This window comes from Anabaena azotica SJ-1 (assembly GCF_047275885.1).
In the GTDB taxonomy this organism is placed as follows: domain Bacteria; phylum Cyanobacteriota; class Cyanobacteriia; order Cyanobacteriales; family Nostocaceae; genus Trichormus_B; species Trichormus_B azotica_A.
The window spans coordinates 1-20364 of the sequence record NZ_CP178460.1 but is presented as its reverse complement, the minus strand read 5'-3'; the positions used below and the strand labels follow the sequence as shown (position 1 = coordinate 20364).

Sequence of the window (20364 nt, the reverse complement as noted above, 5' to 3'; positions counted from 1 at the left end):
TGGCATCACCGTGCCGATTCGGGAAATTTGTACGCTAAGAAAATTTCAAAAAGTTGAAACCCTTAACTATCAATAGTTTCATCAAGTGTCATCCGAATGAAATTTTTTGTATTTAAGACCAATGGTCGTTAAGAAAATCCAAGAGAGTTGAACGCTAAAAATCTTTAATGGCAAGGCTTTTGGCGATTGCTCGGATTTATTAGCGTACAAAACTCCCAATTTGGCACAGTCTAGCCCTATACATTCAATTTTTATCTTGCAATTTTGAAAATAGTAATCGAGTTGCAACAGAAATAGTTGACAGCACCAATGGCATGGAGTAGAATCTGAATTACTCGGAAATAATTTTCCCAGTAATCGAGTTGCAACACCTCTGATTGTCAAGAAAAAAGATCCCTGTCAAGGATCTCAATGTTCATTATTTTTTTGGTAAATCTATTATGACAAACAATGCTACTGCATCGAACAGAGTCGGTGTTCTGTTGGTTGAACCTTCCCAACAGGTGAACCATCCAATCCAAGCTGGTGGGGTATTGCCCTCTGTGGTGCTACCGCAACAGTTGACTGCTGCTAGTTTGGGATTATCTCCCCGGAAGCAGACATACATTCATCCCAGTTGGTTAGCGAAAGGACTCTCTGGCGATCGCCAATGTATGTTCTCGCTGCACACTCAGGGGAACTACTTCATCCCCAAAGCTGACAATGACTTTGATGCCCAAGGGTACAAACTCAAGCACCAAGCTGTTCTCAACCAATACGCTAAGGAGTTGAGAGCAGACGGATATACCGTTTATACAGAAGGCTCTAACAATTTTTGGTATCAAACAAAAGCAGGTGCGACGATTTCACCCCAACCTGATATTGTAGCAATGCGTGGGGGTGAAGTGATTGTCCCAGATATTAAGACTGGTAAAGAACTAAAAGCCAGTGATATTGCCCAAGTCAAGCTCTATATGGCTTTGATTCCTGCTGTTCGTTTGCATGGTATTGACCAAATTCCTACAGGGCAGCTAGTCCACCAAGGTCAAGTTTCCGAGATTCCAGCTACAGAAATTACAACGGAGTTTAAGCGTCAGGTGGCAGAGTTAGTTAACGCTATGACATCTGACACCACTCCACCCGTTACACCAAGTGTAAATGAATGTCGCTTTTGTCCCTTGCGTCACCTCTGCCCTGAGAAGGTAGAAATTGTAGCTAAGGGTGAGGCTGACTGGTTGTAGTCTTTGATGCTGTGTAGGAATTTTCTTATCAGTGAAAGTTCCTGCACAGTTTCGGCTCAATGCCAAATACACCAGATTTTATTTTCAATGAAATTAGTAAGCTAAGTTACCGGGAGTTTCCTATATGAATTTGTGGGAATTACATATGTATTTGTTTAATTCCAACTTTTTTAATCGCTGGCATTGGTTTAGTTCGCACTTTGCACAACCTTTTATAAACCCACTTTCAAACTTTGTACTTCAAGCGTGTCTTGATTGTGAGCAACATATTCCTGGATTTACAAAAAAAATGATTGATGCTCTAGCCTCAATCTCCGGGAAAGAGAAATATGAACCACATTATGAGCAATTATTGCAACGGCTTGCAGAACTGCACGTAATTCAACAGGTAATTAAGTTTGATTGGACTACAGAAACTTCGTTTCGTTGGGAACCTACACCAGTGAGCGGGGGTAAAAAAAATCCTGAAATTATTGTTGAAAATAAAGATTATCAAATTGGTGTAGAAGTAAAAGCCCCATCAATTTTGAATCACATTCGACAACGTTCATCAAATTTTTTGCAATTTCCTGCAAGAATATTCTCCAAGGAGATTATAGAAAAATTGCCTGGTGCAGAAATGGGCGTAACTTTTCCTAGAGATAATCCAGTTAAAGATTTTTTGATTAGTGCCGAAAAAAAATTTGCACCTTTCAAAAAAGAAAATGAAAATTTTTCATCTATTCTTGTAATCGTATGGGATGACTATTTTTATGAGCCTATTTCTTCCCTTATTCACCCCTTTAGTGGTTTGTTTACTTCTAACTCCTTTGCTCAAGAAGATGGTGAACCACTAAAATTTCCAAGTGTTGATGGGGTAATAATAATAGGACATCTTCATCAGCTAATTCGTGCAACTAGGGATGAACCGCTCATTCCTCCCTGTCTTCATCCGCTTGATTATGGGCAGGATGAGGATTATCCCATGAAAGTTTTTATTCCTAATCCATTTGGTGCTGCTGTGCCAGAACTATTATTGAAGTGCTTTCAGGCACATCCACCGTCACCCGTTGTCGCAGAATATGCTCCAACAGATTGGATATGGTGGTTTAAGGTTTAAACCTGAGTAATACAGAATTGGGCAGTAAAGTTTGTAACACGCTACCTCGCTGGTTTATTGACAGGGCGCTAATACTTATGAAGAAAAAACTGGGGGAAATTGCATCTATTAACACAGGATACCCCTTCCGTACCAAGATTGAGCGTGATCCAGAGGGAACGATAGGAGTAATCCAAATGAAGGATATTGATGAATATAACCGCCTGGATTTAAGTGATGTTTACAAAGTACAGCTAGAGGATTTGAGCGAAAAGCACTTATTACAGCAGCATGACCTTTTGTTTCGCTCTAGAGGCGTTACTAATACTACAGCATTGGTAACGGAGAAAATAGAACCTTATGTAGCAGCATCACCTCTGATGATCATTAGGGTAAAGTCAAGCTATGTATACCCAGCGTATTTAGTTTGGTATCTTAATCATCCACTAGGGCAGAGGCAAATTAATCGTGTTGCTGAAGGTACTAGCCAGTTAATGGTAAGTAAATCTGCATTAGCAGAAATAGTAATTGACCTGCCACTCTTAGCAACACAGAAGGTAATTGCGGAGATTGCCGCGTTAAGTGAGCGTGAACAGCAAATTATGGAGGAAATAGCGCGAAAGCGTAAGCTGTACATGGATGCTGTATTGATGCAGAAAGCTGTAGGGAAAAACAACAAAAATAAACGTTCTAATACCAATTCGCCAAAATATGACAACAGATGAAAATCGCTAATAATTGCACTTCAAGGCTATTACTAACTATATGTTGCTTTCATGTAGAGAATTAGTATAAATACTTTTGTTGATTTAGTTTAAAAACTTTGGCACAAATGTGTGTGCTTTGCAAAGTGTTCTATGTATAAGTTCTAAAAATTCTGTTACGAAATTAAACCAATGGCTGAAACTGACAAAATTAAACAAGACGAAATCAATAGTATTCTCTGGGCAGCGTGTGATACTTTCCGGGGTGTAATTGACCCATCAGAGTATAAAAACTATATTCTGGTGTTTCTGTTTCTTAAATACATCAGTGATATTTGGAAAAACCACTACGAAGAATATCAAAAGCAATACGGGGATGATGACGAACGTATCCGGCGAAAAATCGAACGGGAACGCTTTGTACTGCCTAAAGGAGCGAGTTTTTATGACCTGTATGAACAGCGTAATGCTGATAATATTGGTGAACAGATCAATATAGTTCTAAAAGCAATTGAAGAACACCCTGCAAACAAAGCCAAGCTCAATGGTGTGTTTCGGAATATTGACTTTAACTCAGAAGCGAATTTAGGTAAAACCAAAGACCGAAATAGAAGACTAAAAAACCTGATTGAAGACTTTGCTGAACTAGATTTAAGCCCCACACGGGTAAATGAGGATATTATCGGTAATGCCTACATCTATTTAATTGAGAAGTTTGCTTCTGCGGCAGGTAAAAAGGCGGGAGAATTCTTTACCCCGGCACAAATATCTAAGTTAGTGGCAAAGTTAGCACAGCCAAAGCCAGGGGATAGAATTTGCGATCCCGCTTGTGGTTCTGGGTCATTACTTGTGGAAGTAGCAAAACAAGTAGGTAATAATAATTACTCAATTTTTGGGCAAGAAGTAAACACTGAGATTTGTACACTGGCACGGATTAATATGTTTGCTCACGAAAACGACGCTGCTCGAATAGAGTGTTGCGATACTTTGAACTGCCCAGCTTTGGTAGAATTTAATGAGTTAATAAAATTTAATGTGGTAGTATCAAATCCACCCTTTTCTTTGAAGAAATGGGGGGCAGAAAATGCGGAGAGGGATACTTACAACCGTTATTGGCGAGGTGTACCACCGGATACAAGGGCAGACTATGCGTTTATCACCCACATGATTGAAATTGCCCAACCCAAAGAGGGGCGTGTAGTGGTGATTGCGCCACATGGGGTATTGTTTCGGGGGTCGAGTGAGGGGCGAATTCGCCAAAAGTTGATTGAGGAGAATTTATTAGATGCGGTGATAGGTTTACCCCCGAATCTGTTTTTTGGTACGTCGATTCCGGTGGCAATTTTGGTTTTTGATAGGTCACGGGAGGAAGGTGGTGTAAATGAAAATTACCTGGATGTAATTTTTATTGATGCTAGTAATGATTTTCAAAGTGGAAAGAATCAAAATACTTTGTTAGATGAGCATTTAGAGAAAATTGTTCAAGTTTATCGTGAACGTAAGGATGTGCCGAAGTACGTTCGTGTGGCCTCGTTGGACGAAATTAAGGAGAACGACTTTAACTTAAATATTCCTCGCTATGTTGATACTTTTGAGGAAGAGGAAGAAATTGACATTGCCGCAGTTCAGCGGGAGATCAAACAATTAGAAGCAGATTTATTTGAGGTAAGGGGAGAAATGGCTAGTTATTTAAAGAAGCTTGGTGTAATTGTCTGAAATTAAGAAATGGCAACCGAACAAATTTTTAGACGTAGCAGAAATTATCACCGATTAATAAACTTATTCTCCAACAGACTCAAAAAGTAATTGATGATGGAATCAGTTAAATTCTGGAATCACTCATAACCTTACTATACCAGTCAGAAAAATAATGCCAGTATTTAAGCCAAACGAAATACATCCGTCCCAAATTACTGCCTTACAACTACTAATTAACTTGGGCTACAATTACCTACCTCCAGAAGAAATTAGAAGACAGCGACGTGGTAAACTGAGCAACGTTTTACTAGAAGATATTCTCAGTAACCAACTACAAGCACTAAACCGCATCAGCTTTAAAGGGCAGGAATATTTATTTAGTGAAGCAAATATTCAAGAAGCTATTCTGCGCTTAAAAAATATCCGCTACGACGGCTTACTGAAGACTAATGAAAAAATTTATGACTATCTCACCCTTGGTACTAGCCTAGAGCAAACAATTGACGGGGACTCTAAAAGCTATAACCTGCGTTATATCGACTGGCGGGACTGGAAAAACAATGTCTTCCATGTTACAGCAGACTTTAGCGTTGAGTCTACCCGCAGCATAACAATTGCCCGCCCAGATATCGTCCTCTTCGTCAATGGTATCCCCTTTGTTGTCATAGAGTGCAAATCTCCCACAGCAGAGCTTAAACAAGCCATTTCCCAGTGCATCCACTATCAGCGGGATGAATGTATTCCTCAATTGTTTACCTACACCCAACTCCTACTAGCAACTAACAACAATGAAGCCAAATACGCTACTATTGGCACACCTGCTCAATTCTGGGGACATTGGCGTGAAGAGTTAGACCAAGAAAAAGATATTGCCACTTATGTCAACAAAACCTTACCAGAAGAGGTAAAAAATCGACTGTTCCCGCGTTTATTTGCCTCAGCACTTTTCCACTTAGAGAAAACACTGGCAGATGGAGAGCGAAAAATTACTGCCCAAGACAGTGCTATTTATAGCCTCTGCCGTCCAGAAAGGCTAATTGAGTTAGTATACCAGTTTACTGTATTTGAAGATGGTGTAAGAAGAATTGCCCGTTACCACCAATTTTTTACTGTTAAGAATGTCCTCCAGCGTGTTAAAGAAACTGATGCCCAAGGAAGACGCAGGGGAGGGGTTATCTGGCAGACTCAAGGTTCAGGAAAATCTTTAACAATGGTGATGATAGCGCGAGCGATCTTACTTGACTATGGTATCTCCAAGCCGCGCATTGTCTTGGTAACTGATCGGGTTGAACTAGATAACCAAATTAGAAAAACCTTTGCCAGTTGCGGAATGCAGCCAGAACAAGCTAATTCTGGTCGTCTTTTAGTGAAGCTAATTGAAGAGAAAAACGCAAATATTATTACTACTCTGATCCATAAATTTAATGCTGCTTTGGGAGTGCGAAAATTCTCTGATCCTGATCACAATATTTTTATCTTAGTAGATGAAATTCATCGCACTCAGAACAAGGCTTTAGATGATAAAATGCGCCAGGTATTTCCCTATGGCTGTTATCTGGGCTTTACTGGCATTCCCCTGACAAAAAAGCAAAAAAACACCTTCCTTAAATTTGGTGGTCTAATTGAGCCATCTTATACCATTCATCAGGCTATAGAAGACAGGGTGGTAGTGCCACTGCTTTATGAAAGCCGCCATAGTCAATGGTTGTACCAAGAAATAGATACTTGGTCTGAGCTTTTGTCTCTGGGGTTGACAGATGAGCAAACGACAAATTTAAAGCACAAATACGACAGTTATCATATTATTGATTACCTTGCAGCTGATATCAGTGAACATTATCGTCAAAACTGGCAAGGTACAGGCTTGAAAGCTCTACTTATCGCCCCTGGACAAGCTAGTGCTTTAAAGTACAAACAATTTTTAGATAAAATTGGTTATGTCACCTCTGAGGTAATTATTTCACCACCAGATACCCGCGAAAGTAATGAAGAGGTAGAAGCAGAACCAAGCGATGAGGTGCAGAAATTTTGGCAGCAGATGATGAAACGCTATGGTTCAGAGCGGGAGTATAATCAGCAAATTATTAACAGCTTTAAATATGGTGACACCCCAGAAATTTTAATTGTGGTGAATAAGCTGTTAACTGGTCTTGATGTCCCACGTAATACGGTATTATACTTGACACGCCCATTGATAGGTCATAATTTATTGCAAGCGATCGCTTGTGTCAATCTTCCTTATTTCAATGAAACTACACAAGTACAAAAGGAGTTTGGTTATATTGTTGACTACGTTGGTGTATTTCACGAACTAGATAAAGCCTTAAATCAAGATAGTGCTTTAGAAGGTTTTGACGAAGAAGATTTAATAGATACGCTTACCAATATTAGTACAGAAATCAGTAAACTGCCCCAATATTATGCCAACCTACTAGATATCTTTAAAGAAATACAAAACAGTCATGATGAAGAAGCCTATGAGCAACTTCTGACCAATGAAAAACTACGCGATGAATTTTATGGGCGTTTAGCCCAATATACCAAAACTCTAGCCATTGCCCTATCCTCAGAAAAGTTCTTATTGGAAACACCAGACCATCAAATTAATTGTTACAAAAAAGACTTAAAACGATTCCAAAATCTCAAAGCAGCAGTGAAACGTTGCCATGATGAAACTGTTGATTATCGGGATTTAGAACCGAAAATTCAAAAACTACTCAATACCCATATTTCTGCCACTGAGGTAGTGCAAATTGCTGCCCCCCTCAACATCTTTAATCAGGCAGAAATGCAAAAACTCAAAAAAGAATTAAAAGCTAAACCTGCATCTCTCGCTGATACCATTGCCAGTGCTACCAAACGTACCATTACTGAGCGAATGGAAGAAGACCCGGCTTTTTACCGAAGATTTGCAGAATTGATTCAAAAAACCATTGATGACTTTCGCGCTCAACGTATTTCCGAAGCTGAATACCTACGCAAAGCTGAAGAAATCCGAGACGGGGTAGTTAATCGCCAAACTGACAACCACCCAGAGGAACTACGACATAACTCAGTAGCTTTGGCTTTTTATGGCTTGCTTAAACCTTTCTTTCAGAAATATAGCCAGAACCAAACTGAGATTGACACTCTTAGTGCATCAGCAGCGATCGCTCTCTACGATATCATTGATTCTCACAAGATTGTCGATTGGATCAATAACGAAACTGTGCAAAAAAATATGATGAACGACATCGACGATTACTTGTATGACGTTGTACGCGACGAACACGGCATTTTTCTTAGCCAGGATCACATGGATGAAATTATCCAAGAATCCTTGCAACTGGCTAGACTGTGCCAAATTGGGAGTTTTGTACGCTAATAAATCCGAGCAATCGCCAAAAGCCTTGCCATTAGGGGCTAGACTGTGCCAAATTGGGAGTTTTGTACGCTAATAAATCCGAGCAATCGCCAAAAGCCTTGCCATTAAAGATTTTTAGCGTTCAACTCTCTTGGATTTTCTTAACGACCATTGGTCTTAAATACAAAAAATTTCATTCGGATGACACTTGATGAAACTATTGATAGTTAAGGGTTTCAACTTTTTGAAATTTTCTTAGCGTACAAATTTCCCGAATCGGCACGGTGATGCCAATTGGCATGATGACTCTTATATATGAATTACTATTACTCGTCACCTCATAACACCAAAAACATGACAGAGGAGGAGATTCGTGAGAGGGTAGAGCGTCTTTTAGAAAAACCTAAAGCCTTACAAGAATTACCACTTATCCTGACTCCCGAACATCTTTTTAACACACCACGAGAAATCCGCAGACGATTAGATAAAATCAAATCCGCCTTAGATATATGGATATCTCGTGCAAAAGAAGATGATGAATTGCTACGAATTGAACGACGTTGGATTCCCTTTGTCGAAATTTACATTCCCGATACCTCAGAAGGAAACAGATTTTTTACCATCGCTAAAGCTATTGGCGAAATACCAATGGTAGCAGGAGTCATGCCTAGAAACCAAAACCAAGGTTATTGGCTGAAAACTCTCCATTATTTTTATCAAGCTAGAGGAATTTTATTTGCCTATAAGCTGCTGGGTGTAATACCTAATCCCTTGGATTCCCAAGGATTGTTTAATGAATATTTACCAGAAACTAGCATCCATAAACTGGAGCTACTAACAAACGTTGATTTAGCAGAATATGCACTAATCAAAGCTGGAGAAAGGTACATAAAACAAAGTGTTACTAAACATAATATTGACTACCCTTTTAAGAATGCACTGGAGTTGTTCCTAGAAATACAGAAACAAGCTTTTCTCAACGCCTGGGAATTCGGTCCTGCTTCTCAAGAACTGGAGTGGTTGTCAATAGAGAAACAACAAGATTTTCATTCAGCACGTATTCGTTTATTAGAAAACAACCCGTGGATTAAGGGCAATGAAATGCGAGGCACGTATAAAGAACAGGAACAGCAATACATCAGCTTTTTGATGAACTGTGGTTGGTATGGTCACTTCATTTTGGCAGTGCGCTCGCAGCATTGGAATCTTGAGGAATATTTGCAGCAATATACTAAAGCATTAAAAGCGGCTAAAAAAGCTTATATCGACGATTTCTATTGGCAGGGGGGGCAACCCTACCAAGGTAAAAAACAAGGTGAACCCTCTCATTTAGCTCGCAAAACAAGAAATCGGCTACGTGTTGAAGCAACAGTGAACATATTGGGCTATATCCTCTGGCAGTGGACTTAATATTTCTTAACCGATACCAAAAAACTGTTTTAGTACTAATTATTTTCGGTATTTATAAATCAGGCGTTTTATTAGCCTGATTTTTTATTATCAAATCATTAATAAACTTACTAATTTAGTTAGTGAGTTTATTCGGCATTAAATTGTACAAAAAAATTAAATAAAAGGTGCTTTTTAGTTAGTTAATTTCAGTTTATTTGTCAAAAAGTTGTGCAAAGCCAGCAGGGGTAGAATATGCACAACTCATTCAAATTTATTGAACTTGTACCATAAGTAGGGAGCTAAACTATGAAAAATATTGAGCAGTATCTGAAGGGTACTAAATATACAATTGTCAACGTATTAGAGCCTAATGTAGAGATTCGAGTTGCTTATGCACGGGTATCTAGCAGGGAACAGGCAGTAAATTCTCATGCTCTAGAGCAACAGATTCAAAGATTAAAAGATGCTGGAGCTAATATCATTGTTTGGGATGTACAAAGTGGGAAAAGGGATAATCGACCAGGACTACTAAAAGTCATGGAACTTGTGGGGGATAGCAAAATAGCTGAAGTTATTGTGACGCGGTTAGATCGTCTGGGAAGAAGCGTTCCTTTAATCAGAAAAAATGTTGGTATTTTTCAAGAAACAAATGTCAATTTGTGGGTACTAGATCAATTAATTGATTTAAAAACATCACTAGGTATGTTTATGGTCAATTTACTAGCAAGTCTGGCAGAAATGGAAGTAGATCAACTTTCAGAAAGGGTGAAACATGGTAAAGCTCACCGTCGTAAACAAAAAGCAGCTTGTGAATGTGTCCCATTTGGTTATCACGTTGAAAACAATCGTTATCAATTAGACCATACTCCTTTTCTATGTCTGCTATCAGAAAGACCTAGCAACTATGCAGATTTGTCTTTGTATAGTAATAGCGAAGACGACATTAAAAAGCTGCCAGGAATAATAAAAGCTCAACTAGCAAAAGACTGTATTGAGATATTTTTGAAGACAAAAGGAGTGAGTAAAACTATCAAAGAAATTTGTAATAAATATGGAATTCAACACACTACTAGCAAGAAAAATGGAAACGATAAAATTTTTCACTGGAGTCAACCTGGGCTGAAACGTTGGTTAACAAATCCAGTGCTGTGTGGCCATACAGTTTACAACAAGCGAATCAAGACCGCTACAGGTAAACGTAAAGAAGTTTCTCCAAAAGATTGGGAGATTATTTATGACACACATCCAAATGATAGACTCATTTCAACCGAGGAAGCAGAAGATATTCGCCAGATTTTAGAATTCAATTCATCCCGCCCTGGACCAGCCCTTCGTAATGATGATTCGTCCAAATCTGACGGTTATGAAGAGTTTGCTTATCAACGGGGTATTGTCTATTGTGCTGAATGCAATAGCAAGTGCATTACCAAAACTCGTCAAAGTAAAAATAAATATCACTATTATGCCTGTCGGCACGCGGGTAAAGGATGCAACAACCTAAAAGGTACTAGAAAGGATCTGATTGAGAGGACATTGATTGACCACCTTTTGCAGCAATCAATTGCGCTCCAAGCTAGAAATGCAAACACGAATAATCTATCTTCCGAGTTACCTATTAAATCTGAGAAACTTAAAAAGCTAGAAGCGCGGTTAGCCAAGTTAGAAGAAATGGCGGACTTTGACTCAGAAATTGTAGCACTTAAAGAGAAGACTAAACGGGAAATAGAAGAAGAAATGAACCCCTTCTCTGCCAATGCAATTGATACCAAAACAGTTGAAGAAATTATTCAATCTGGAAACAATATATTGATTTGGTATAACCTCTCTGCGGACGACAAAGTAGCAATCTATTCAAAGTTAGTTCAGAGAATAATAGTGAGTAATGGTTTTGTTAAATCTATTATACTCAATACCTCTTACTAGCCTTGCACATCTTTTTATTATGTTTTTAGATAATCAATTCGTTTGAATTTACTTTGGAGGAAATTATGGATTTCAAAGATGTATTTGCTCTCAATCATCTCAGATGTGAAATTGCCTTCCAAAAGGCACTCCAGCTTTGGCAATCAGAACCAAAATTGTTTGGTGTTGGTTGCCCCCATTGTGGCTCATTAAATTTCAAAAAATACAGTTTCGAGCTAGGCAAGCAGAGGTATATCTGCAAGGATTGTCAACGTCGATTTACCGAACGACCAAGGTTTGAATGCAGTTGCATCATACCCGGCAAGAGTACCAACTGCCACACCTGTCCTCGCTTTCAAGAGTTTCTAGCAACTATGTGTCAATATGTTGACGAGTTACGAGAACTTAGTGTAGAGGAACTACAAAGCTTAACTCGGCAGTAGGGATTACAGCAGTTCCTGGTGTTATATCGTTTCCGAGTGCATCGGTATTATTTCCTGAATATCTGCCTTTGCAATATCAATATGTTGACCTTCAAGATATCATTCAGATGCAACCGGATTTGATATTATGAGGTACAGACATGAATTGTAAAATTCTTGTGGTGCTGGCCGGACAAACCCCTACTGGTGTAGTTAACTTAAATGGAATTTGCTGTAGTATTTTTTGTTACTATACCTAATATATAGGAATCCGGTTTGATATCAAATAGGAGTCCTATAGATTGTTTAGGTATAATTTAGTTAGTTCCAAAAATCCTGTAAATGAAGAGCGTTGCGAGTGCAGAGTATTTCCCACCAAAAACTAAAATTAAATTATCCCCTGCCTAAATAAAAATATGGTTATTCCAGAACTTGAAAAACAACTTCTTCAACTTTCCCCCACCGATAAACTTTACATTATCCAGTTACTAGCACAAAGCCTAACTATGGAAGATAAAAATAACAAAACCCTTCCAGAACAACCTAGTAAACTTTCCGAATTTTTTCGCCAATCTCCTTTAGCTGAAGTAGCTGAAGAATTAGACCTGAGTAGAGATACCAGTTTACCGCGTGATAGTTTTATCCCATGACTTATCTTCTTGATACTTGCTTGATTTCCGAAACTCTTACTAAACAACCAAATCAACAAGTTTTAAACTGGCTAGATGCCCAACTTCCAGAAACACTTTACTTGAGTGTAATTACAATTGGTGAAATTGCTAAAGGTATCAGTAAACTTCCTGTATCTAAACGCAAAGAATCTCTAACAAAATGGTTAAATGAAATCCTACCCCATCGCTTTGAAAACAGAATTTTAGGTCTGGATATTGCCACAATGGTGTTATGGGGAAATCTAGTTGCAGAATTAGAACAAAATGGACGACCTTTACCCGCTATGGATTCTCTCATTGCCGCCACCGCATTACAAAATTCTCTCACACTTGTTACCCGTAACGAAAAAGATTTTGCTGGTACTAAAGTTGTAATTATTAATCCTTGGAATTTCTAAATGGGAAATTTTCAACTAATTTGGGATTTATCATCGAAACTATGTCAATCTAACGCCTCTTGTAAGGCACATTTAATAAATCAATCGCCCGTTTCTTCGCATCTTCTCCGCGCCTATCATACTTACTCGTTGTATTAGTTGACGCATGACCAGCCAACTTAGATACCGTAACAATATCTGCACCCCCATCCAACAAATCACTAATAAAAGTCCTGCGGAAATCATGGGGCGTAAACCCTTCTTCCACACCCGCAGCTTCCCCTCGGCGTTGCAATGCCCTTAGTACCCCCTGCTCACTCATCCGCCGTTGGATAACTTTATTCCCCTTATCCAACGGATAAAATAAAGGACCCGCTTCCTTACCCCGAACCAGCAACCAATCCTGCACCGCCCGGACACCTGCTTCTGGTAAGTAAACAATTCGCTCACTTCGTCCCTTAGCTTCCCGTATCGTTAGCGACCGACTGCGCGGCTTAAAATCGTTCAAATCCAGATGCGTTACCTCAGAGCGCCGTAGCCCCACCGTCAAAATTGCCAATAGCGCTGCATCCCTCGCCCCTAAATTCGAGTTATCTTGAATACAATTCTCCCAGAGAGCAGCAATTTCTTCTCCATCCAGCGCCCGTCCCTTGAGTAAACTTTTACCCCGCACAGACTGAATATCAGTAGCCCGTCCATACTCCTCAGTAGACATTAACCCCAACCGCCATGCTTCTTGCAACACCCGCCGCAGCGCCGATAACATCTTATTCGCCATCGCTGGACTGTATTTTGCCATCAGCACCGACCGCACTGCTGCCGTATGTTGATATCGCAACTTTGCCCAATCCAAAGTTTGAGCATCGCAACTATCATTAGTCAATAACCGTGCGATCGCATTCAGTGCCTCCCGCATTGTCCGCCGAGAACCCTCACCCAGAGAAGCTAGATACACTTCAGCTGGGTGCATGGTGATAGGTAGCGGTTCTGTTAACGCCAACGATTCTGGAGAGAAATTGGAATTTGCGATCGCGCGGGTGTTCATGGCATTTCATCAAATGCTATGTTTTTCATCTTCCCCCAAACCTGTGACCACTTCCATTTTTTGCGACAAAACAGAGCCGCAAAATTAAGTTGTGTTGCGAGAAGCAGTCTTCTCTCTACCTTTTTAGGCTTAGAAGTGTAACTAAAAAGAGCCACCTGATGGCGAAGAACATTTTTTAATCGCTGATTTCACCTTGCTGCTTTGCTCTAGCTACATCTTGTTTAATTAGCTGTTCAATATAATTGCTCAAGGATCTGCCCTGGTTCTTGGCTACTTTCTCAGCATCATCTTTCAATTTTTGCTCTATGTATGTCGAGACTCTCGTTTTATCAGTTGCCACTGCCATAACTAACGCTACTCTATCACTTTACTGTTCTACTTTCCTTAAATATACATCTACTGTAGAACTATTATGGGTTGACATAACTCAAAAGTGGTACTACTATAGTGTCAATAGGGGCGATTAATCTGAAGAACGAGTGCGAAAGCGAAACGTATGCGCTTAACTTCTGTACGAGACGCACTCGCGTTAGGTGGCGCTCCTGTTGCCTTCTGACGATGGGCTTCACCTCCGCTAGAGAGCGAACACGCCAATTAAAACAATTTAATAACATTGAGAAAGATATGCCAAAATCAAGGTACGACGAGGAAGAAAATAAATCTCGTCATGCAGCAGCTGATGAAGACTGCTGTGAAGAAATGTCTGAAAAATATGGTTGGAAGCTGGTTGATACAGAGGAAACGGGCAACGATATCCTACCTGTAGATTGTGTATTCGAGGGCAAAACTGAATTTCCACAGTCCTATTATGATACCGATAAGGAGTAACAATAATGCGTAAGTGGATTGTTTTTCGGGCTGAAAAGCGTCAACCAGGTTGGCAAGAAAGAAAATATGCTCACACAGGTTCGCTGACGAAAACTTTAGCTGAACATTATGATTGTTCAGACCGACCATTGCCAGAACCTGGATATCGTCCACCGGAATTTATCCGTGTTGACCAGTTCGCTGATCCACAGTATCCCGAAGCTAAGACTCATTATCGCCTCAGTGATTGGGAAGTGACCAGCGTAGAAACCTATACTCCTGATATTCCGGTGGGGATGGGTTTTGACATGATTGTAATTTGTTACTGCAAATATGCACCTATCAATGCCCCACTCCAGCCAATGCCAGAGCGACAAGTATCTGTTGATTCTTTTGGCGGCGACCAAGAGGCTTACAGTCGGTGGTTGTCAGAAGCAAAAGAACCGGCTCAGGTATAGTTACAGAGCGCATTAACTAAAAAAAAAAGCTGTGAATACCTGACTATTCAGCAGTTCAAACTTTTGCGTACGCAAATATTCAAATATTCAAATCAGGCGATCCAGTTTGCGATCGCCATAGTACCAATAGTGAGTATTTAGATATTCAAATATCTGGAATTTCAGGTACGCGATTGTAACCATTGCTCCAGCAGTTCCTGGATGAGTTCACTAAACTCATGCTTTTCACCTTTTTGGCTATCCTCTAGCAGCGCAATTTTAACTGCTGTATGTGTATCCTTGCGGATATAAGCTGTTATCTGTTCATAGTCAGGATGAGAACGCTTGCCTTTAGGTCTGCCTCCTTTTGGTTTAGGTTCTGGTTGGGCGACAGGCTGGGTTTTGGCAGCAGACTGTTTAGTAATAACTTCTTCTGGCGGCTGGCTTTCAGGTTCTGGTTCTGGTTCACGACCCCTGGCGGTATTTAACAAGCCACGGAATTTACTCATTTCATCACCTCCTGAGCAATTTGCTGATAATCTCGCCCAGCCATTTTGGCTCGTGAATCAGCCACCTGGTTTACCAGTACACCGGACAAAGCCGCTTTTTGAAATGCAACTGCATCGCGGATGTATCCTTTAAATAAAGGTAATCCAGCTTCAGTGAGCATTTCTCTAGCTTCTTCCCCATCCCGCCGGGGCTTGGAAGGAACGCGAGTAATCAGAATCCGATATTGGTTAGCCCCCAGAGATTTGAGAACATCCACAGTCTGCATCAGGGCATCCAGTGATAGCGCATCAGGGGTTGTGGGCAGAATCAGTAAATCGCAGCCCTCAACCAGGGCTTCTAAATCTTCTTGTTCTGGCCTGGCTTGGGTGTCAATGACAATATGTTGGTAATTCTTGGCGAATTTAGCAGCAAGCCGTTCATCAATCACTTTAAATGGTAGAGAGCCGCGTTTAGCCCAGCCAGTGGCCGAACGGTTGGGGTCGCCATCAATTAATAGTGTCTCGTCCTTGGCTTGTAAGTAGCCAGCTAGATGAATAGCTGTTGTGGTTTTGCCCACTCCTCCTTTAAAGGAGGCAACGGTGATGATCATGGGTTGGTAATGAGTATTTGAATAGCTGGATGTTTAAATATTTGAGTATTTAGATATTTGCGTACGCAAAAGTCTGGTGTAGATACCACTAATCTACCAGATGGAACTGAGTATGGCGTTGTTAACAACTTGAATATTTGAATATTTGCGTACGCAAAACGCCAAGAGGTATTACATGAATAATTGATGGCGTTGTCCACAGTTGAAGATTCAAGTATTTAACAACCTGAATATTTAGATATTTAGATATTTGAATATTTGCGTACGCAAAACACCAAGCATAGGGGTCATTGTGCCAAAGTATCCAAGTTCGCGTATAATAACAATATTGATATAGTGAGAGAGTGTGCAGTGCCTGAAACCCAGGTTGTTTTCTACCAGGAGGAAGATGGGGAAGTACCTGTTCTGGAATGGTTGACGCGACTTTTAAAAGAAGACCGCAAAGGATATGCAAACTGTGTAGCTCGCATCAAGCAACTTGCGGCTTTAGGATACGAACTGCGTCGCCCTGGAGCAGATTACCTGCGGGATGGTATCTATGAATTGCGGGCAAAGCATATTCGTGTCCAGTACCGGATTTTGTACTTCTTTCATGGGCAAAATGTGGCGATTCTGGCACAAGCCATTACGAAAGAACAAGCGGCAGTACCAGCAATTGATATCGAACGGGCAATAGCGCGAAAGCGTTTATTTGAGGAAAACCCAGAAGCCCACACTTACTACGAGGAGGAAGATAATGGCCAAGACTAAGGATGCGATTAAAATTATCGACAAGATGACTCGTACTGATCCTCAACTTGAGGCAATGGTAGCGGCATCTGCCATTAATGCAGAAGTGGCACAGTTAATATATGAAGCCAGAACCAAAGCTGGGTTAACGCAGAAACAGTTGGCTGAACTGATTGGCACAAAACAACCAGTAATTGCACGGCTAGAAGATGCTGACTATGAAGGACATTCCCTTTCCATGCTGCAAAAAATCGCTCAGGTTCTGAATCACCGGGTAGTAATCCATCTGACTCCGATAGATGAACAGCGAAGTGCCTAAAGTTTGGCATATCTGATATAACCATTACCCAGACTGGGTTGTGTCGATTCTTGAAAAAAATCATCTTCCAAAACCCTTGTCCAGACTGGGTTGTGGGATTTGAATCAAAAATTTTTTGTAAAATTACAAAAATCTATGTACAGGAAACAGCTAGTCTGTTTAAATTGAAATGAAGTTGTTAATTTCAAATAAATTTGAAAAATGACAGCTTTTGCGGCCTATATTCTTTCTGATAAAAATTCAGAATTAAGTTGTGGCTAATAAACCCATATCGGTTAGCAATGCTATGGAATTAGATATGAGCTTTTTAAACTCAAACTTATACAACTATTCGCTGATTATTGGGAGACTTTTACAAAATAAAAGTTTTCAAGCATCTCATTTAGGTCTTGGCACAGAAGCTTTTCTAATTAGTTTCACATTGCCAAAAACAAGACAATCAAAAATTGTTAACCCAATTAGACGACAAAACCCAACGCTGTTAACGTTGGGTCATGCCGTTAATTGTTTGATTAGTCACAAAAATTAAACAACACGCCAGAGACAAAGATTTGTTTGTTTACCCACACATTTCCGGGAAGATTTGAAAAAGTAAACAGACAATTCTGAAAAATAGTAGTTGGGGTGCTGTCATCAAATAAGTCTGGAAATCGTTTTAATCTCCTTGCGGGGATTAAATAGAAAGCCTTGAAGGAAGCCTTTTGATTTCAGACAGCTATAAGTGTAACTCAACTTGGAGCAAAATGCACTAGGGTCTGGCCAAAAAACCAGAAACTCTGACCAATGACACACCCAACAACTAAATTTTGTCTCCACGGCGCGAACAAATCCCTTCGCCACCGAGAGAAAAGCAGTGTCAAAGCAAAATTCCTCCCAACCATCTCCACTCTTGCCAGCAGACCCCCTGGGGCAAAGATTTCTCGCATACTTCAACCACCTTTGGGGCCATATCTATGCCCCTCTTGCCAACCCAGAAGAAAAACCCCAGTGGCTGACAGAAACTAGATATCCCCTAGAACCATGTATCCTCTGGCAGAAGTATCGTGACCCCAACCAACTCATCGGACTAAGATTCGGTCAAACCACCCGCTACTTAGTCATAGACATAGACCGAAACAGCATTTACCACCCCGAAAACGACCCAAAAGCCTATAGACAAGTATTTTATGCCCTAGAAGACATAGGGCTGTGCAAACCAGTAGAAATCATCTCCAGCCATAGCGGCGGTATCCACATTTATTACTTCTTTAGTGAACCAATACCCACCTTTGGGTTAGCCTGTGCAGCGAGAAACGTCTTAGCCGCAGCCGAATTAACCATCAAAGACGGGCAGCTAGAAATATATCCCAACGCCAAAAAATACACACCAAAACCTAGCGACTACAAAGCAGTACGCCTGCCTTTGCAAACTGGCTCATACATGATCTGCGTCAAACGGGATAGGATGAGCAACGACCTAGAGAAATTTTTAGATGCCGCCGACTGGTCAGCCCAAGGACAAGACCTAGAAACCTTACGGCAAGCCATAGAGCAAGCCAAGCAACAGCAAAAATATCTTGGACAAGCCAAAACATCCAGAAACGCCCAGCAATGGAAACAAGACCTAGAATACATTATTAGCCAAGGCTGGACAGGTTATGGACAAACCAACCAAATTCTCTGCAAAATCGCTTGTTATGGAGTAGTTTGGCAGCAGCATCAAGACCAAGCCTTAGTTAACTACATAGTCGAAACAGCAAAACAAGCTCCAGGCTACCAACAATATTGTCGTCACCAACACGAAATCGAAAAACGAGCCAGGGAATGTGCAGCATCTAGTCAAAGCTACTATACACCCTACTGCTCCTATCCCCAACGCCAGCGCAACTACGCACAACAGTTCCAACTTGAGGATGCGGGAAATATACTGCTATGCGAAATTGGGTCAAAACAAAACCAAGCCAACAACATAGTAGAATTTCGTCCTAATCTCAACACAATCAAACAGCAACAGACTATAGACAGAATTAATCAGGCAGTAGCCCACCTAGAAGCTACAGGGCAACTAGCAAAAACTATAACTAAACGGGCTGAACAAATTATAACCACATCCAAGCAGCTTTATGGTCAAGGAGTATCCCAATCCACCCTGCACAAACAGCAGTATTTAGCCCTGTGGCATCCCAAACATCAGACTCAAAGGTGTGTAATAGACCAGCCAGAGGCAGTTACAGAGCAATTTGACCCCCCAGAAATACCAGATCCTTGGCTAGAACCAGAAAGCCGTGAAACCCAACAAATACAGGCATCTCCAGAAAATTACACACCTTGCCCCTATATGAAGGTTTTGTACTTGCCGCAGGCAAGAAGTATTGAATCAGAGCTTGTGATGGATTCTTCGGCATCTCTAAATTTAAAATTTAATTCTCAAAACTTTAATCAATTAGAATCAGCAATTGATCAACAACAAATTTCAGATCCACAAAAATCCAACTTTTTAGATCCTGAATTACAAACAATTAGCAATCATAAGATTTCTAAATCTATAACTAGCCCCAGCGCGTTCAATTTTGTTGATAAGTTGTGCTTATTGATAAATGACTTGCTGGTTTCTGCTTCTGCTTCTTCTGCGTCTATTGACACCACAGGTGCAGGGGTTGAATTACCAACAAGTTTACCAAAAGAAGATGTTAGGCAAGTGGCAAGATTGCGAATTAAAGCAATTCAAGATGCTAGGGCGTTGATGATGAATTACTGTCTGCGGACTGGTAAGAATTTTCACTCTTTGAATCCAAATAGCTTGGAACAGGTTGTTAAACGGCAATTACTGTGGGAGTCGGGTTCAACTACTCTCCAAACGGAAGCCCAGGAGTGTTTTAAAGAGCATCCAGAGATGTTGTTGTCAGCAGGGGAGCAGGTGCGCCTATGGGTGGAACAGAAGGATGTTTTTGCTGATGCACACCTGTTTACCAACTGTGAGACTCTGGAATGGAAGTTGGTTGAAGCTGTTGTCACTTTTGCACCCCAGTTAGGTTGGGAATTGCTGGAGATGTGCGATCGCTGATAGTTTCGGGGTGAAATGAGCAATCGAACAGAAAGTTACGCTAAGGCTGTAACCCATACTGGATAAGCATTCTGTCAA

19 protein-coding genes are annotated in these 20364 nt (G+C 40.5%); 15 read left to right on the top strand and 4 right to left on the bottom strand.

Going from position 1 to position 20364, the window contains the following annotated elements; all coding sequences use genetic code 11:
- Window positions 1-440 precede the first annotated feature (440 nt).
- From ACLLO5_RS27935 to ACLLO5_RS27890, 10 genes are all read left to right on the top strand, one after another.
- Entirely contained in the window at window positions 441-1220 is a 780-nt protein-coding gene (locus ACLLO5_RS27935) for a PD-(D/E)XK nuclease family protein (protein WP_413176492.1), read from the top strand.
- Window positions 1221-1344: 124 nt separating this feature from the next.
- The gene (locus tag ACLLO5_RS27930) at window positions 1345-2319 is read left to right on the top strand and encodes a hypothetical protein (RefSeq protein WP_413176490.1); all 975 of its coding nucleotides are present in this window, start codon (window positions 1345-1347) and stop codon (window positions 2317-2319) included.
- A 77-nt stretch (window positions 2320-2396) separates the two neighbouring features.
- Entirely contained in the window at window positions 2397-3023 is a 627-nt protein-coding gene (locus tag ACLLO5_RS27925) for a restriction endonuclease subunit S (RefSeq protein WP_413176489.1), read from the top strand.
- Window positions 3024-3194: 171 nt separating this feature from the next.
- Window positions 3195-4718, top strand: coding sequence for a type I restriction-modification system subunit M (locus tag ACLLO5_RS27920; protein WP_413176488.1), 1524 nt, complete (start codon window positions 3195-3197; stop codon window positions 4716-4718).
- Window positions 4719-4872: 154 nt separating this feature from the next.
- Window positions 4873-8064, top strand: coding sequence for a type I restriction endonuclease subunit R (locus ACLLO5_RS27915; RefSeq protein ID WP_413176487.1), 3192 nt, complete (start codon window positions 4873-4875; stop codon window positions 8062-8064).
- A gap of 294 nt (window positions 8065-8358) precedes the next feature.
- Entirely contained in the window at window positions 8359-9453 is a 1095-nt protein-coding gene (locus ACLLO5_RS27910; protein WP_413176485.1) for a hypothetical protein, read from the top strand.
- 288 nt (window positions 9454-9741) lie between these two features.
- The gene (xisF, locus tag ACLLO5_RS27905; RefSeq protein WP_413176507.1) at window positions 9742-11358 is read left to right on the top strand and encodes a fdxN element excision recombinase XisF; all 1617 of its coding nucleotides are present in this window, start codon (window positions 9742-9744) and stop codon (window positions 11356-11358) included.
- A gap of 65 nt (window positions 11359-11423) precedes the next feature.
- Window positions 11424-11780, top strand: a complete 357-nt coding sequence (locus ACLLO5_RS27900) for a transposase (RefSeq protein WP_413176506.1) — start codon at window positions 11424-11426, stop codon at window positions 11778-11780.
- Between the two features lie 395 nt (window positions 11781-12175).
- Window positions 12176-12409, top strand: coding sequence for a hypothetical protein (locus ACLLO5_RS27895; RefSeq protein WP_413176505.1), 234 nt, complete (start codon window positions 12176-12178; stop codon window positions 12407-12409).
- Window positions 12406-12828 (top strand): type II toxin-antitoxin system VapC family toxin, encoded by a 423-nt coding sequence (locus ACLLO5_RS27890; RefSeq protein ID WP_413176504.1) that lies wholly within the window; start codon window positions 12406-12408, stop codon window positions 12826-12828. The genes ACLLO5_RS27895 and ACLLO5_RS27890 overlap by 4 nt, the downstream gene beginning before the upstream one ends.
- Window positions 12829-12877: 49 nt before the next feature.
- On the opposite strand, the gene ACLLO5_RS27885 is transcribed toward ACLLO5_RS27890, so the two are convergent.
- Together ACLLO5_RS27885 and ACLLO5_RS27880 are read right to left on the bottom strand one after the other, a co-directional pair.
- Window positions 12878-13852: a tyrosine-type recombinase/integrase gene (locus ACLLO5_RS27885; RefSeq protein ID WP_413176503.1), complete on the bottom strand. Its 975-nt coding sequence runs from the start codon at window positions 13850-13852 to the stop codon at window positions 12878-12880.
- Between the two features lie 175 nt (window positions 13853-14027).
- Entirely contained in the window at window positions 14028-14198 is a 171-nt protein-coding gene (locus ACLLO5_RS27880; protein ID WP_413176502.1) for a hypothetical protein, read from the bottom strand.
- A gap of 278 nt (window positions 14199-14476) precedes the next feature.
- On the opposite strand from ACLLO5_RS27880, the gene ACLLO5_RS27875 reads away from it, so the two are divergent.
- Together ACLLO5_RS27875 and ACLLO5_RS27870 are read left to right on the top strand one after the other, a co-directional pair.
- A complete protein-coding gene (locus ACLLO5_RS27875; RefSeq protein WP_413176501.1) occupies window positions 14477-14680 on the top strand; it encodes a hypothetical protein in 204 nt (67 codons plus the stop codon).
- Window positions 14681-14685: 5 nt separating this feature from the next.
- Window positions 14686-15117 carry a hypothetical protein gene (locus ACLLO5_RS27870; RefSeq protein ID WP_413176500.1) on the top strand — a complete coding sequence of 144 codons (432 nt, stop codon included), beginning with the start codon at window positions 14686-14688 and terminating at the stop codon, window positions 15115-15117.
- A gap of 161 nt (window positions 15118-15278) precedes the next feature.
- Here ACLLO5_RS27870 and ACLLO5_RS27865 read toward each other — a convergent pair whose 3' ends face one another.
- Together ACLLO5_RS27865 and ACLLO5_RS27860 are read right to left on the bottom strand one after the other, a co-directional pair.
- Window positions 15279-15605 (bottom strand): hypothetical protein, encoded by a 327-nt coding sequence (locus tag ACLLO5_RS27865; RefSeq protein ID WP_413176499.1) that lies wholly within the window; start codon window positions 15603-15605, stop codon window positions 15279-15281.
- Window positions 15602-16195, bottom strand: coding sequence for an AAA family ATPase (locus tag ACLLO5_RS27860; protein WP_413176498.1), 594 nt, complete (start codon window positions 16193-16195; stop codon window positions 15602-15604). The genes ACLLO5_RS27865 and ACLLO5_RS27860 overlap by 4 nt, the downstream gene beginning before the upstream one ends.
- 351 nt (window positions 16196-16546) lie before the next feature.
- On the opposite strand from ACLLO5_RS27860, the gene ACLLO5_RS27855 reads away from it, so the two are divergent.
- From ACLLO5_RS27855 to ACLLO5_RS27845, 3 genes are all read left to right on the top strand, one after another.
- Window positions 16547-16945, top strand: coding sequence for a type II toxin-antitoxin system RelE/ParE family toxin (locus ACLLO5_RS27855; protein ID WP_413176497.1), 399 nt, complete (start codon window positions 16547-16549; stop codon window positions 16943-16945).
- A complete protein-coding gene (locus ACLLO5_RS27850) occupies window positions 16932-17243 on the top strand; it encodes a helix-turn-helix domain-containing protein (RefSeq protein WP_413176495.1) in 312 nt (103 codons plus the stop codon). Before ACLLO5_RS27855 ends, ACLLO5_RS27850 begins: the two co-directional genes overlap by 14 nt.
- Before the next feature lie 853 nt (window positions 17244-18096).
- Window positions 18097-20286, top strand: a complete 2190-nt coding sequence (locus ACLLO5_RS27845; RefSeq protein WP_413176493.1) for a hypothetical protein — start codon at window positions 18097-18099, stop codon at window positions 20284-20286.
- The last annotated feature ends 78 nt before the right edge of the window (window positions 20287-20364 follow it).

Coding starts and splice junctions, on each gene's coding strand:
- ACLLO5_RS27930 (WP_413176490.1), top strand. CDS start 1,345: ATGAATTTGTGGGAATTACATATGTATTTGTTTAATTCCAACTTTTTT.
- ACLLO5_RS27865 (WP_413176499.1), bottom strand. CDS start 15,605: ATGAGTAAATTCCGTGGCTTGTTAAATACCGCCAGGGGTCGTGAACCA.
- ACLLO5_RS27900 (WP_413176506.1), top strand. CDS start 11,424: ATGGATTTCAAAGATGTATTTGCTCTCAATCATCTCAGATGTGAAATT.
- ACLLO5_RS27895 (WP_413176505.1), top strand. CDS start 12,176: ATGGTTATTCCAGAACTTGAAAAACAACTTCTTCAACTTTCCCCCACC.
- ACLLO5_RS27910 (WP_413176485.1), top strand. CDS start 8,359: ATGAATTACTATTACTCGTCACCTCATAACACCAAAAACATGACAGAG.
- ACLLO5_RS27860 (WP_413176498.1), bottom strand. CDS start 16,195: ATGATCATCACCGTTGCCTCCTTTAAAGGAGGAGTGGGCAAAACCACA.
- ACLLO5_RS27925 (WP_413176489.1), top strand. CDS start 2,397: ATGAAGAAAAAACTGGGGGAAATTGCATCTATTAACACAGGATACCCC.
- ACLLO5_RS27850 (WP_413176495.1), top strand. CDS start 16,932: ATGGCCAAGACTAAGGATGCGATTAAAATTATCGACAAGATGACTCGT.
- ACLLO5_RS27920 (WP_413176488.1), top strand. CDS start 3,195: ATGGCTGAAACTGACAAAATTAAACAAGACGAAATCAATAGTATTCTC.
- ACLLO5_RS27915 (WP_413176487.1), top strand. CDS start 4,873: ATGCCAGTATTTAAGCCAAACGAAATACATCCGTCCCAAATTACTGCC.
- ACLLO5_RS27870 (WP_413176500.1), top strand. CDS start 14,686: ATGCGTAAGTGGATTGTTTTTCGGGCTGAAAAGCGTCAACCAGGTTGG.
- ACLLO5_RS27935 (WP_413176492.1), top strand. CDS start 441: ATGACAAACAATGCTACTGCATCGAACAGAGTCGGTGTTCTGTTGGTT.
- ACLLO5_RS27880 (WP_413176502.1), bottom strand. CDS start 14,198: ATGGCAGTGGCAACTGATAAAACGAGAGTCTCGACATACATAGAGCAA.
- xisF (WP_413176507.1), top strand. CDS start 9,742: ATGAAAAATATTGAGCAGTATCTGAAGGGTACTAAATATACAATTGTC.
- ACLLO5_RS27885 (WP_413176503.1), bottom strand. CDS start 13,852: ATGAACACCCGCGCGATCGCAAATTCCAATTTCTCTCCAGAATCGTTG.
- ACLLO5_RS27890 (WP_413176504.1), top strand. CDS start 12,406: ATGACTTATCTTCTTGATACTTGCTTGATTTCCGAAACTCTTACTAAA.
- ACLLO5_RS27875 (WP_413176501.1), top strand. CDS start 14,477: ATGCCAAAATCAAGGTACGACGAGGAAGAAAATAAATCTCGTCATGCA.